The sequence below is a fragment of the Morganella psychrotolerans genome, assembly GCF_001676155.1.
Classification (GTDB): domain Bacteria; phylum Pseudomonadota; class Gammaproteobacteria; order Enterobacterales; family Enterobacteriaceae; genus Morganella; species Morganella psychrotolerans.
Genome location: NZ_LZEW01000030.1, coordinates 64,908 through 78,966, shown reverse-complemented (window position 1 = coordinate 78,966; position 14,059 = coordinate 64,908). Strand labels below are relative to the sequence as shown.

Here is a 14,059-nt window from a genome sequence, read left to right as displayed (position 1 = left end):
CCCGTTAAAGAGAGTGAGTAAATAAAGTATCAGTGACCGGGCGGGTCGCAGCTTGCGGGATAATCGCCCCTTTGTGCTGAATGACCACGCCGGCAAGCCGGTGTCCCATCCGTGCGGCGGTTTCAATATCTGCCCCGGTAAGCCAGCCCGCCAGAAAACCGGCGTTAAATGCATCACCGGCAGAAGTGGTATCAACCACCTGCTCAACCGGTGTGGTGGCAATATTCACCACCGGCGCATCAGTGCGCAGGTCACGGTAATCACAACCCTGCGCCCCGGCTTTTATAATCGCCTGTTTTACACCGGCTTTTGCAAGGCGGGCAAATGTGGCATTACGGTCCGTATCGCCCCACAGACGCGCTTCGTCGTCGTCTGTCACCAGCGCCATATCAGTCAGCGCATACATTGCCTGATAACAGGCGCGGGTTTCGTTTTCATCTGCCCACAGTGCCGGGCGGTAGTTACTGTCAAACAGAATCGTTTTACCCTGCTGTGACAGTGCTTTTAAATCATCCAGCAGCCGTAGCCGGTCTTCCGGCGGTAAAATCGCCAGGCTGATGCCGCTGAGATAGACTGCATCCATCTGTGCCAGTTGTGCAAGCAGCGCAGGATACTGCGGATGGCGGACAAGATAGCGCGCCGCTGAATCATTGCGCCAGTACAGGAATGTCCGTTCGCCCTGTTCATCGAGCTGGATAAGATACAGCCCCGGCTGATGGTCAGGATCAATAAGTACGCGTTGCGTATTGATCCCTTCCGCCTGCCAGCGGCTGATCATGCCTTTACTGAGCGGGTCGGTTCCCATCGCTGAGACAAAATTTACCTCAACCTTATCACCGGCGGCGCGTGCCAGATATAACGCACTGTTAAGCGCATCACCGCCATAACGCTGAACCATCTCCCCGAACGGCACGCCGTTCAGTTCGATCATACATTCACCAATCAGACCTATCCGTTTGACTGTCATTATTCACCTTTTGCGGCTGAAAAATAACACTGTGCATTATTAAAGCAGATATCACGTACCATCTGTCCCAGCATCTCTTCATCTGCCGGAATTTCGCCGTTAACCGCCAGATTACCCAGCATATTACACAGAATGCGGCGGAAGTATTCATGACGAGTATAGGACAGGAAACTGCGGGAATCTGTCAGCATACCGACAAACTGACTTAACAGCCCGAGTTGCGATAATTGCTCTAACTGACGCTGCATGCCGTCTTTCTGGTCATTAAACCACCAGCCGGAGCCGAACTGAATTTTGCCGGCGATACCGCCACCCTGGAAGTTGCCGATCATGGTCGCCAGCACTTCATTGTCACGCGGATTCAGGCAATAGAGGATAGTGCGCGGCAGTTCATCGGTTTTATCCATTTCATCAAGCAGACGCGAGAGCGGATAGGCTACCGGCGCGTCACCGATGGAATCAAAACCACAATCCGCGCCAAGCAGATTAAACATGCGCGTATTATTATTACGCAGCGCACCAATATGTAACTGCATGACCCAGTTGCGTTTTGCATACTGTTTGCCGAGCCAGACCAGCACCGCTGTTGCAAACTGCGCCGTTGCAATTTCATCCGGGATTTCCCCGCCGAGGCGTTTTTGCAAAATGCTGTCGAGCACAGATTCATCTGGTACCGGCGCGTAGCGCAGAATTTCGATACCGTGATCAGATGCCACACAGCCGTGTTGCTCAAAGTGATCGAGGCGGCGCTCAAGAGCGGTCAGTAAATCACTGAACCGGGAGATATCCACATCGGCGCTCTGTCCCAGTTTCACCATATAATCCGTAAAGCCGTCCAGCTCAATTTTAAACGCGCGATCAGGACGCCAGCTCGGGCGCACTTCAATAGTAAAGCTCTTATCCTGTGCAATCTGATGGTGATAAGTAAGCGGGTCCGCCGGGTCATCTGTTGTGCCCACCATTTTCACATTCATCTGCTGCATAATGCCGCGTGCGGAAAATTCAGGCTGCGCCAGTTTTTCATTGGCTTCATCCCAGATACTCTGTGCCGTTTGCGGACCAAACAGCTTGCCGGTGATCCCGAACGGGCGGCGTAATTCCAGATGTGTCCAGTGATAGAGCGGGTTACCCAATGTCATCGGTACGGTTTTTGCCCATGCCTGATATTTTTCATAATCACTGCTGTCGCGTCCGGTGATCAACCGCTCAGGTATTCCGGCGGAGCGCATACCGCGCCATTTGTAGTGATCGCCTTCCAGCCAGATCTGCCCGAGGTTATCAAACCGGCGGTTTTCCGCGATTTCACGCGGGTTCAGATGACAGTGATAATCATAGATTGGCATGTCCGCCGCATAATCATGATACAAACGGCGGGCAATCTCACTGTGTAATAAAAAATCGTCGCAAAGAAATGATTTCATCGTGATCTCCGGGATTACAGTGCGGCAACCGCCTGACGGGCGCCGACATCCAGTAACTGCTGATAGGCACGTTTTACGGCATCAACAAACGCCTGCTGCTTAGGTAGCTTCTCACCAAAAACAGACTCAATTGCCAGCAGTTCATCCACGACCGCAACAGAAAGCCCGTGTTTTGCATAAATCGCCGCAAAGGTTTCTGCCAGCGGGTCACGCACATCAATCGGATTACCCTGCTCATCAGTGCCGCTGACATAACGCATCCAGCCCGCCACGCCCAGCGCCAGACGGCGGTAATCACTGCCATCTGCAATATGCCACGCCACCGGGTCCAGCAAACGCTGTGGTAATTTCTGACTGCCGTCCATCGCAATCTGCCATGTCTGGTGTTTCAGTGACGGATTGGTAAACCGGTCGATGAGGTTATCCGCATATGCGACGAGATCTGTCTCTTCCGGCATAATCAGTGTCGGTGCTTGTTCATCAAGCATCAGCGCCCGCGCGGCCTTGCGGTAATCCGGGTTGGTCATGGTATCGGAAATATGTGCATATCCGCCTAAATAACCCAGATAAGCGAGGAATGAGTGGCTGCCGTTAAGCATACGCAGTTTCATTAATTCAAACGGCACCACATCCTGTACAAACTGCGCACCCGCACAATCCCATTCAGGGCGACCGTTAACAAAATTATCTTCAATTACCCACTGACGGAACGGCTCACAGGCGATAGCACAGTTATCTTCTGTGCCCAGCAGTTGTGCAATTTCTGCCAGTGTTTCCGGTGTGGCAGCCGGAACAATGCGGTCAACCATGGTGCAAGGGAACGTGACATTATCCTCAATCCACGCAGCCAGGGCCGCATCCTGCAACCGCGCCAGTCCCAGTACCGCTTCACGGGCAACATGCCCGTTTTCGCGGACATTATCACAGGAAAGCACCGTAAACGGCGCCAAACCACGCTCACGACGGCGTTTGAGTGCCGCAGTGATATAACCGATGGCTGATTTCGGGGTGTCAGGTGTGGCTAAATCTTGTTTAATCAGTGCGTTATCGGGATCGAGTTTGCCGGTTGCGGGGTCAGTGCAATAGCCTTTTTCTGTCACCGTCAGTGAAATAATGCTGATATCCGGTGACGCCATTTTCTCAATGATGGCATCAATGCCATCAATCAGCGGGTGCATGGCTTCTTTCATTGATCCGATGATTTTCAGTTCAGTTTTTTCCGCACCTTTTTCTGCCACGGTGTACAACATGGACTGTGACTGTAAGCCTTCAATCAATGCGGCATCCGCAGCAGACATCAGATTTACTTCGCAATATCCCCAGTCGCTGTCTGTTTTTTCTAATACATGATGCGTGTACAGCGCCTGGTGTGCGCGGTGAAATGCGCCGCAGCCGAGATGAACAATGCGGGTGGTAAGGCGGTCAGTCGTCCAGTCCGGACGCTTGGCGGTGATAACGGCGGTGACAAGATTTTTTTCCATTACAGGCTCCCGGAGAGCAGGCCGCAGAGAGATCCTCACGACCTGCACGGTACAGAATTATTTTGTATAAAATGCGCGGTGAATGCCCATCTCCAGACCACGGATTTCCGCCAGCCCTTTAAGGCGACCGATTGCCGAATATCCCGGATTGGTTTTCTTTTTCAGGTCGTCCAGCATCTGATGACCATGATCAGGACGCATCGGGATAAGTGCTTCCCCGCCATTTTCGCGGCGACGGTTCTCTTCAGCAGCAACGGCGCTTATCACACTATACATATCCACATCACCATACAGGTGTGCGGCCTCATGGAACGTGTTCGGATTCTCTTCACGCAGTGTGGAACGCAGGTGCAGGAAGTAAATCCGCGGACCAAACGTCTCTATCATATTCACCAGGTCGTTGTCAGCGCGTACGCCGTAAGAGCCGGTACACATGGTATAACCATTGGCATCACTATTGACCGTATCTGCCATCCACTGCATATCTTCAATAGTGGAAACAATGCGCGGCAATCCCAGGATAGGACGAGGAGGATCGTCCGGATGCACAGCCATTTTCAGACCGGATGCTTCAGCAACCGGGATAATTTTCTTCAGGAAATACGCAAAATGTTCACGTAATTTTGCTTTATCGATACCAGCATAACGGCCCAGGTGTTGGCGGAATTGTTCAAGTGTATAGCCCTCTTCCGCACCCGGAAGACCGGCAATAATATTGTTAGTTAGTTTTTGTTTTTCATCGTCGCGCATGGTGTCAAAGCGGGTTCTCGCCTGAGCCAGTTCTGCGGCAGTGTAGTCCTGCTCTGCCCCTTCACGCTGTAAGAGGTAAATTTCAAACACCGCGAATTCAATCTGATCAAAACGCAGGGCTTTGGAGCCATCCGGCAGCTCATATTCCAGATCTGTCCGTGTCCAGTCGAGGACAGGCATAAAGTTATAACAGACAGTGTAAATACCACAGGCCGCGAGGTTGCGCAGAGATTGCTGATAGTTTGCGATCCATTTTTCATAGTCGCCGGTTTGTGTTTTGATATCTTCATGAATAGGCACGCTTTCCACGACAGTCCATTCCAGATGGTTCGCTTCAATCAGCGCTTTGCGTGTCTTAATCTCTTCAACAGTCCAGATATCACCATTCGGAATATGATGCAGCGCGGTCACAATACCGGTCGCCCCCGCCTGACGGATATCAGATAAAGTAACCGGATCAGCCGGTCCGTACCAACGCCAAGTTTGTTTCATACTAAACCTCGTTTATGCTCCGCGAATATCATCATATTTCATTATAATATTGATTGGTTGACCAATTATTCCCCTGGTGTGGCGAATATTACTGTCAAACCCTGCCGTATCCTCTGTATCTTCCTATCAGTACAAAGAAACGTCAAGTCTGAAATAAAAATTGGTCAACCAATATAATATTTAAGAACAACCATAATTATTTGTTTTAAAACAAATATTAAAGACAAGCTAAAAATGACAAATACCGTTTTATTGTTTTGGTCACCCGGTAACGGGTGCATTATTATCCGGTGCACATCCCTGAGACAGAAATGAACACCGGAGAACAACTTATGATGGCGTATAGTTTAAAACCAGCTCAGGTAACCACAGGCTGAGCTGAGGGAAGTAGGTCACAACCGCTAATGCAGCGATCAATGCCGCGTACATAGGGATCAATGGCTTCAGCACCTTATCAATACTGACGCCCCCCACAGAGCACCCGACAAACAACGCACTACCAACCGGCGGTGTACAGATACCGATAGCCAGGTTGAATGTCATGATTATCCCGAAGTGAACCGGGTCAATGCCCAGATCCATCGCAACCGGCAGGAAAATCGGGGTAAAAATCAGAACCGCCGGTGTCATATCCATAAAGATCCCGACAATCAGCAGGATGATGTTAATCACCAGCAGAATAGTCAGTGCATTATCTGAAATCGCCATTAACCCGTCAGCAATCAGATACGGCAGGTCAGCGTTTGCCATTGCCCAGGACATGCCCATAGATGCACCAATCAATAACAAAACAATTGACGTGGTAACGGCGGATTCCAGGATAATTTGCGGTAAACGGCTGAAACTGACTTCACGGTAAATAATCACCGCCAGTACAAAACTATAGATAACGGCAATTGCTGAGGCTTCTGTGGCGGTAAAAATACCGCCGATAATCCCGCCCATGATTACCACAATCAGCATCAGGGAAGGAACCGCTTTCCAGACTGTAACTAAAAACTCATTCCAGGTCGCGCGCGGTGCAACCGGATATCCCCGTTTTTTCGCAATGATCCCGGAGACAACCATCAGTGACAATCCCATCAGGATGCCCGGGATATATCCCGCCAGAAACAGGGCGGCAATAGAGGTTCCGCCTGATACCAGGGAATATACAATCAGTGTATTACTCGGCGGGATAAGCAACCCTGACGGGCAGGATGCAATATTCACCGCAGCGGACAGCTCTGGGTCATAGCCTTCTTTCTTCTGCATCGGCGACATAGTGCCACCAACGGCGGCGGCAGAAGCAACCGCTGAGCCTGAAATTGCACCGAATAACATGTTTGCCATGATATTCACATGCAACAGCGAACCCGGTAAACGCCCGCCAATCACCTTCGCGACATTAATTAACCGCGCGGCAATACCGCCCTGGTTCATAATGTTACCCGCAAGGATAAAGAACGGAATTGCCAGCAGAGAAAAGTTATCCACCCCTGCCGCCATGCGCTGTGCTACAACCGTAATAGCAGCGTCCAGCGGCAGAGTCATCGCTATCGCGACTAAAGATGACAGGCCGATAGCAAAAGAAACCGGCACACTGAGTACCAACAGAAATGCAAAGGTGCCGAAGAGCGCGGCAATAACATACCAATCCATAATTAACCTCTCATCGCACCATTATTGGCTATCAGTCAGTTCAGCATGTGCTGAGCCGGGCTGAAAGAGTGAAAAGATATCAACCAGTGCATACATGATCATCAGCAACCCGCTGACGGGTAAGCAAAGATAGATATAACCCATCTGCCAGCCCAGAGCCGGTGTGATTTGCCCGCTTGCCAACGTGGATGACACCAGCGTGCCCCCGCCGTACACCAACACGACACCAGCGAATGTAATAATCGCCAACTGAATAATGACACTAATAAATTGTTTTCTTGCTCCCGTCAGTTTCATGACAAGGAGATCGATAGCAAGATGCCTGTGCTGTCCGGTTGTGTATGCCGCACCAATCATCGCGACCCACATAAAAAGATAGCGGGCAAGTTCATCTGTCACTGTGCTCGGTGAGCTGAGGATATAGCGGGATAACACCTGCCATGTCACACAGAACACCAGAAACGCCGATAAACAGATCGTAAAAATAGCCAGCCCTTTATTAATCAACGCTACAAGGTTTTTCATCGGCCTTGTCCTTGTTCTTCTTCTGGTTAACCAATTTGGCAAATGTCACACCAAATACAGATTTTGCTGTTCGAGAATAGTCTATCCGGCTGAAAACAGTGAGTGACGGCGATCACAAAATGATTTGGTTAACCAAAGTGCGGGGTATTTTTGTGATAGTGGTCAACCAATACGAGTTTGCCTTTTGACCAACAACTCACTTCTGACTAAGGTACAAAGACATAATAAGAAACTTATCCCCCTCCGGAGATCCCTAACGTGAAAAACAGCAAACGTATCATCAGTACTGTTATCGGCGCTTTATTTGCTCTCGGCGCTTCTCAGGCTTTTGCCGCCACCACTCTGAAGCTCAGCCATAACCACAACCGCGATCACGCCGTTCATAAAGCAATGGTAAAATTCGCCGATGACGTAAAAGAAAAAACACAAGGTGAAGTCCGTATCCGCCTTTACCCGGATGCACAGTTAGGTAATCAGCGCGAATCCATGGAATTGATGCAAAACGGTGCGCTGGATATTGTGAAATCCAACGCGGCTGAACTGGAAGCTTTCTCTCCGGCTTATTCCGTCTTTAACCTGCCGTATCTGTTCCGTGATAAACCGCATTATGAAAAAATCATTTATGGCGATATCGGGCAGGAGATTCTGGATTCCAGCCAGAAAAGTGGCTTTATCGGTTTAACTTACTATGATGCGGGTGCACGCAGTTTCTATGCAAAGAAACCCATCCGTACCCCGGCTGATCTGAAAGGTCTGAAAATCCGCGTTCAGCCAAGCCCGACCGCTATTGCAATGGTAAATGCGCTGGGCGGAAACCCGACCCCGCTGGCATACGGTGAGCTTTACACTGCCCTGCAACAAGGAGTGGTGGATGCGGCAGAAAATAATATTCCGTCCTATACTCTGAGCCGTCACAATGAAGTCACCAAGTTCTTCTCACTCGATGAGCACACAATGGTGCCGGATGTATTAGTGATGTCGACAAAATCACTGGATAAACTGACACCGGAACAACAGGTAATCGTAAAGCAGGCGGCAAAAGATTCTGCACAGGTGATGGCAAAACTGTGGGCAACTGCAGAGAAAGAAGAACGTGCTAAAGTTGAAAAACTCGGTGTTGAATTTATCACGGTCGACAAAGTCACATTCCAGGATGCGGTAAAACCAATGTATGAAGAGATCGCGAAAAGTAATCCGGCCCTGTCTTCAATGGCTGATCGTATCCGCGACGTAAAATAATCTGAGTTGTATTTCTCATATACCCAACGTCATTCAAGATGCAGGCAGGCGGCAAGGGAGGATAGACGGGGAGCATAGATAAACTATGTGACCCGGCTAACTGAGCGTAGCCAACGAACTTGCAGTTTGAATGAATAGGGGTATATAGACCACCCTGTATTATCAATATTGGGTGGTTTGTTTTATATTATAGTTGTCAAAATCATTTTTGGTTGACCAATATCTGGTAAACTAGCGTCGTTTTCTTTTTATTTATGGCACCGCAGATGACTCAATTTATCGAATCAAAACGTCCTTATCAGGAAGTCGGCCACGCATTGCGTCAGATGATCATCAACATGGATTTTGCTGTGGGTGACAAACTTCCGCCAGAGCGTGAAATAGCGGACATGCTCAGCGTGTCGCGCACGGTTGTACGCGAAGCATTAATTATGCTGGAACTGGAGAGCCTGATTGAGGTTCGTAAAGGGTCCGGTATCTATATTGTTGCTCTCCCCCATCAGAGGGAGAATGTGGCAACGGAGCCTTGCGCGCTGAATGCCGCAGGTCCTTTTGAGCTTCTCCAGGCACGCCAGCTGCTGGAAAGCAATATTGCGGAATTCGCCGCCACCCAGGCAACCCCGCTGGATATTGCTAATATGCGCAGTGCGCTGCAACGGGAGCGCGATGAGCTGAAAACCGGTGAAGATGAAACCGGTGACCGCGAGTTTCACCTGGCGATTGCCGAGGCAACACATAACAGTATGCTGGTTGAACTGCTCAAGCAATCCTGGGCATGGCGGGAAAATAACCCGATGTGGTTAAAACTCCATACCAGAATCGCGGATAAAGAGTACCGCAAAGAGTGGATGACCGATCACCAGGTGATCCTTGCCGCCATGATTAAAAAAGACCCTGCCGCCGCCAAAGAAGCCATGTGGCAACATCTGGAAAATGTTAAACAGCGCCTGCTGGAACTTTCCGATGTCGACGACCCTAATTTTGATGGTTATTTGTTCAATTCATACCCGGTCGATCTGGTCCGCAATTAATCCGGATTGATAATCAGTCTCTGAACTACGTAGAAAACCGGACATATTTTGTCCGGTTTTTTATTTTAACGACCAAAAATAACGACGAAAAAATAAAAAAAATACCCTTATTATTCATAATGTGATTAGTGTCTCATTTATAAAACCAGCATAATCATCTGATAGATAAGCATTATTTCTTCACAGAGAAATTTATTCTCTGCCCTCCCCGGCTGCATAATCTTTTTAGAAAATTTTTTCTGGTTACCTGTGCCAATATCCGTCCATTACAATAACAATTAACTGACGATACCCGACATTATTCAGGATGCAGGTTGAATGAATAAGGGTATGTTTATCGCATATTTCACAGGACACCTAAAAATGAGTAAAAAAAATTGCCACAGTGCTTATCCACGGCGGACAGCAGCAGGATAACGTTAACCATGCTATTTTTCCGGCGATTACCACAGCAAGCACCTTTGTTCAGACCAGCCTGAGTGAACACGGCGAATATGCCTATTCACGCGTCAGTAACCCGACCCGCCACGCATATGAAACCCTGCTGGCGGATGTAGAAGAAGGCACTTATGCGACCGCGACTGCATCTGGTGTTGCCGCCGCCGCACTGGTCCTGAATATGTTCCCGCAGGGCTCACACATTATTGCAATGAAAGGCGTTTATGGCGGAACCTTCCGCTTATTTGAACGGGTCGCCAAAGAGAATTGCGGGCACGAATTTGATTATGTTGATCTCAATGATTTAAGCGCTGTACGCAGTAAAATCAAAGACAACACCCGCATGATCTGGATAGAAAGCCCGACTAATCCGTTACTGGAACTGGTGGATATTCAGGCTATCTGCGCACTTGCCAAAGAACACAATATTGTTACCTGTATCGATAATACCTTTGCGACACCGTGGAACCAGAAACCCCTGACCATGGGCGCGGATCTGATTATGGTGTCATCCAGTAAATATATCGGCGGGCACTCTGATCTCATCGGCGGCGCGGTAATAACCAACCGTGATGACCTGGCGGAAAAACTGAATTTCCTGAAAACCACAACCGGGGCTGTCGCGTCTCCGTTTGATGCCTATCTTGCGCTGCGCGGGCTGAAAACCCTGGCACTGCGAATGGCGGCACAGTGCAGTAATGCGCAGGCCGTCGCAGAATATCTCTGCGGTCATGAAAAAATCGAAAAAATCTTCTATCCGGGTCTGAAAACACACCCTCACTATGCACTGTGCCAAAAACAGATGCGTACCGGCGGTGCGGTCGTCACCATACAGCTTAAAGGCGGTCTGGCAGAGACAGAAGAGTTTGTTCGTAAGCTGCGTTACTTCGTTCTGGCTGAATCTCTGGGCGGCGTGGAAAGCATGGTAAACCACTCGGCGACCATGTCCCACGGTTCAATGACCCGCGAAGAGCGCGAAGAAATTGGTGTTTTTGACAGCACACTGCGTCTGTCTGTCGGTATTGAAGATATCGGCGATTTACTGGCTGACTTAGAGCAGGCATTAGCCTGAGTCTCCGCGTTTCATTACAATAATAAATAACAGCAGAGAAAGCGTATGCAGGACTATGGAATCTGGACGATCATCACCCCGGTCGTCACTATAATTTTAGCAATTTGTACCCGCCAGGTGATTTTATCACTGCTGATCGGGATACTTGTCGGGTTTACCGTCATTCATGACCACAACATTTTACTGGGCATCAGGGGCACACTTGAAGGCATAATTGATGTCTTTAAGTCATCAGGTAACGCCAAAACCATCATCTTTATGCTGATGATTGGCGGAATTATGCGCCTGGTTGTCGTCACCGGCGGCGTGCGGGCACTTGTGCGACTGCTCACCAATAAAACACAGATAATCAAAGGCAGAAAAGGTGTGCAACTGCTGGCGATGATTATTACCTCACTGATTTTTATTGAAAGCTCAATCAATCAGCTGGTTTCCGGTGCATCCACCAAAGCACTGGCAAAAAAATACGGCGTACCACCTGAGAAGATGTCATACATCATCCAGACCGCCTGTGTCTCTGTTTGTTCTTCTGCCATGATTAACGGCTGGGGTGCGGCAATGATGGGGGTTATCGGTGTCCAGATTTCACAAGGACTGATTACCGGTGAACCATTTGATATTCTTGCACATTCTATGGTGTACAACATCATGGCGTGGTTCTCTCTTGCCAGCATCCTGTTCTACATTTTCAGTAATGTGTCCTGGGGTCCGATGCGTAAAGCAGAAATGCGCGCACAAGCTATCAACTATTCTGCGGATGCTATTACCGGCAATACCACAGATGAAGTGCAAGAGCCGGAAGAAGATGATAAAGATATTATCAATCATCCGAACTGCCATACTTCACTGAACTTCTTTATCCCTATTCTCTCCACCATTCTGATGGTACCGGTAGCGCTGTATATCACAGGCGACGGAGATTTCAGTAAAGGCAGTGGCTCCACATCTGTTTACTGGGGTGTGATGTTCGGGACTGCGGTATCCTTTATCTGGTTCCTTCTCCGCCGCGTAATGAATGTGGATACCTTTTTTAAAGAGCTGTATATCGGCTACGCGAGCATGATTAAAATCAGCTCCGTGATGATCCTCGCTTTCCTGATGGGACATGTTTCCTCTGACCTGAACACCGGCGCCTATATTGCCCATGTGACGTCCGGGGTGATAGCTCCGGGCTTCTCTGTCGGCTTTATCTTCCTTATCAGCGCCGTGATGTCGCTGGCAACCGGAACCTCGTGGGGTACATTCGCGATTATGATCCCGATTGGTGTGCAACTGGGTATTTCTGTCGGGATGCCGCCGGAATATATGATTGGTGCCGCTATTGCCGGGTCTATCTTCGGTGATATGACATCGCCTATCTCCAGTGATGCGATTGTCGCCTCAATGGCAACAGACTGTGACCATATCGAGCATATCCGTACCCAGATGCCGTACGCCGTATTAACAGCAAGTTTTGCACTGGCCGTCTATCTCTGGTTAGGATTCACTTACTGAGACTGACCGGAAACATTCAAGGAAACGCTATGTCATCTTCAGTACTTCCGGCCGGGGAAACCCGGCTGCATCAAACACTGGCACTGTTCAGTAAGATTGATTTACTCGGCGGCGTAATGCCTCTGAATAAACTGAATCACCTATCCCGCCTGCTGGGACGGGATATTTACATCAAGCGTGATGATTTAACGCCTCTCGCCGCCGGGGGTAATAAACTGCGCAAGCTGGAATTTCTGATGGCAGATGCTCTGGAGCAAGGGGCAAAAATCATTGTGACCGCCGGCGCAATCCAGTCAAATCACGTCCGCCAGACAGCGGCTGTCGCTGCCATGTACGGGCTGAAATGCATTGCACTGCTGGAAAACCCGATAGGCAGTCAGGAAACAAACTTTCTGAACAACGGCAATAAACTGCTGAGTGATTTATTCGGCGCACAGTGTGTTATGTGTGATGCACTGACCGATCCCGATGCACAGATGCAGGCACTTATTGATAAAATGCAGCTCAAATCTGCCTATATCATCCCGGTTGGCGGCTCAAATCTGTTAGGTTCTCTCGGGTATGTACAGTGCGCGCTGGAAATTGCACAGCAACAACCTGAAGGTGTTGAATTCGGCGCCGTCGTCGTTGCTTCCGGCAGTGCGGGAACGCATGCCGGGCTTTCTGTCGGGTTGCAGCTCGCCATGCCGCAAACCCCGGTTATCGGTGTCACTGTGTCACGCACTTACGCTGACCAGGCGCCGAAAGTCATCAAACTGCAAAATGAACTGGCGCCGCTGTTTGGTATTGAAACACCGGCTCCGGTCATCCTGTGGGATGATTACTTTGCACCGGAATACGGTATGCCGAATGCGGGCGGACTGGAAGCGATTGAGCTGCTGGCACGCAGCGAAGGTATTCTTCTGGATCCTGTTTATACCGGTAAAGCAATGGCGGGATTGATTGACCAGGTGCGCCGTAACCCGCAGGATACCTCACCACTGCTGTTTATTCATACGGGTGGTGCAACAGGCTTATTTGCTTATCAGGAAGTAAGTGCTCCGATAAAATAATAATCCATCAACGTGCTGCTAAAATCCAACAGATACGGGTAACATATTATTTATCCGTATCTGTTGCTTCCTTTTTTTTAGTCATAATTTACCAATCGGCTTTCATTTATCACGAATATATCTCATTTCTTTTTATAACAAATACACAACAATATAATATAAACATATACTATATTTACAAAAATATTGATACATCCCGCATAATAGCGCCCTGCTATATGTAAGAAAACAATACGCTTATTATGCGTTTTCCTTTCATTTAGTTTTATATAACAAATTGATAAATAATGCATTTATCTTAGATGCCCATTATTTCACATGAACATAATTCAGGTAATGTGAAATCAAATAAAATAAAAACTAATAATAATCAACAGGTAATAACAGATTATTACCCTGAAATATAAAGAAACACTAAACAACACTCCGATACACCCGACTGTTCCGGAAATAAAT

The 14,059-nt window shown here is 48.7% G+C and carries 11 protein-coding genes; 5 read left to right on the top strand and 6 right to left on the bottom strand.

The features are described 5' to 3' along the window. Window positions 1-4 precede the first annotated feature (4 nt). From AYY16_RS15440 to AYY16_RS15415, 6 genes are all read right to left on the bottom strand, one after another. On the bottom strand, window positions 5-967 hold the full coding sequence (locus tag AYY16_RS15440; RefSeq protein WP_067368570.1) for a sugar kinase: 963 nt from the start codon (window positions 965-967) through the stop codon (window positions 5-7). Continuing rightward, a complete protein-coding gene (uxaC, locus tag AYY16_RS15435; protein WP_067368567.1) occupies window positions 967-2,388 on the bottom strand; it encodes a glucuronate isomerase in 1,422 nt (473 codons plus the stop codon). The genes AYY16_RS15440 and uxaC overlap by 1 nt, the downstream gene beginning before the upstream one ends. A gap of 14 nt (window positions 2,389-2,402) precedes the next feature. After that, a complete protein-coding gene (locus tag AYY16_RS15430; RefSeq protein WP_067368564.1) occupies window positions 2,403-3,869 on the bottom strand; it encodes a fructuronate reductase in 1,467 nt (488 codons plus the stop codon). Window positions 3,870-3,926: 57 nt separating this feature from the next. Next, entirely contained in the window at window positions 3,927-5,111 is a 1,185-nt protein-coding gene (uxuA, locus tag AYY16_RS15425) for a mannonate dehydratase (protein WP_067368561.1), read from the bottom strand. Window positions 5,112-5,441: 330 nt separating this feature from the next. Next, the gene (locus AYY16_RS15420) at window positions 5,442-6,752 is read right to left on the bottom strand and encodes a TRAP transporter large permease (RefSeq protein ID WP_067368558.1); all 1,311 of its coding nucleotides are present in this window, start codon (window positions 6,750-6,752) and stop codon (window positions 5,442-5,444) included. Window positions 6,753-6,773: 21 nt separating this feature from the next. Further along, window positions 6,774-7,277 carry a TRAP transporter small permease gene (locus AYY16_RS15415; protein WP_067368555.1) on the bottom strand — a complete coding sequence of 168 codons (504 nt, stop codon included), beginning with the start codon at window positions 7,275-7,277 and terminating at the stop codon, window positions 6,774-6,776. 258 nt (window positions 7,278-7,535) lie between these two features. Between AYY16_RS15415 and AYY16_RS15410 the strand changes: the two genes are divergently transcribed. From AYY16_RS15410 to AYY16_RS15390, 5 genes are all read left to right on the top strand, one after another. Then, the gene (locus AYY16_RS15410; protein WP_067368551.1) at window positions 7,536-8,516 is read left to right on the top strand and encodes a TRAP transporter substrate-binding protein; all 981 of its coding nucleotides are present in this window, start codon (window positions 7,536-7,538) and stop codon (window positions 8,514-8,516) included. A gap of 254 nt (window positions 8,517-8,770) precedes the next feature. Next, window positions 8,771-9,547, top strand: coding sequence for an FCD domain-containing protein (locus AYY16_RS15405; RefSeq protein ID WP_067368548.1), 777 nt, complete (start codon window positions 8,771-8,773; stop codon window positions 9,545-9,547). 385 nt (window positions 9,548-9,932) lie between these two features. Next, complete coding sequence (locus AYY16_RS15400; protein ID WP_235846327.1) at window positions 9,933-11,057, top strand: trans-sulfuration enzyme family protein; 1,125 nt, start codon at window positions 9,933-9,935, stop codon at window positions 11,055-11,057. Between the two features lie 45 nt (window positions 11,058-11,102). After that, window positions 11,103-12,551: a Na+/H+ antiporter NhaC family protein gene (locus AYY16_RS15395; protein WP_067368543.1), complete on the top strand. Its 1,449-nt coding sequence runs from the start codon at window positions 11,103-11,105 to the stop codon at window positions 12,549-12,551. A 29-nt stretch (window positions 12,552-12,580) separates the two neighbouring features. Next, window positions 12,581-13,603 (top strand): D-cysteine desulfhydrase, encoded by a 1,023-nt coding sequence (locus AYY16_RS15390; protein WP_067368541.1) that lies wholly within the window; start codon window positions 12,581-12,583, stop codon window positions 13,601-13,603. Window positions 13,604-14,059 lie beyond the last annotated feature (456 nt).

Excerpts from the sequence above, each read along its gene's own strand:
- AYY16_RS15420 (WP_067368558.1), bottom strand. The coding sequence starts at position 6,752 with ATGGATTGGTATGTTATTGCCGCGCTCTTCGGCACCTTTGCATTTCTG.
- uxaC (WP_067368567.1), bottom strand. The coding sequence starts at position 2,388 with ATGAAATCATTTCTTTGCGACGATTTTTTATTACACAGTGAGATTGCC.
- AYY16_RS15395 (WP_067368543.1), top strand. The coding sequence starts at position 11,103 with ATGCAGGACTATGGAATCTGGACGATCATCACCCCGGTCGTCACTATA.
- AYY16_RS15440 (WP_067368570.1), bottom strand. The coding sequence starts at position 967 with ATGACAGTCAAACGGATAGGTCTGATTGGTGAATGTATGATCGAACTG.
- AYY16_RS15405 (WP_067368548.1), top strand. The coding sequence starts at position 8,771 with ATGGCACCGCAGATGACTCAATTTATCGAATCAAAACGTCCTTATCAG.
- AYY16_RS15430 (WP_067368564.1), bottom strand. The coding sequence starts at position 3,869 with ATGGAAAAAAATCTTGTCACCGCCGTTATCACCGCCAAGCGTCCGGAC.
- AYY16_RS15415 (WP_067368555.1), bottom strand. The coding sequence starts at position 7,277 with ATGAAAAACCTTGTAGCGTTGATTAATAAAGGGCTGGCTATTTTTACG.
- uxuA (WP_067368561.1), bottom strand. The coding sequence starts at position 5,111 with ATGAAACAAACTTGGCGTTGGTACGGACCGGCTGATCCGGTTACTTTA.
- AYY16_RS15390 (WP_067368541.1), top strand. The coding sequence starts at position 12,581 with ATGTCATCTTCAGTACTTCCGGCCGGGGAAACCCGGCTGCATCAAACA.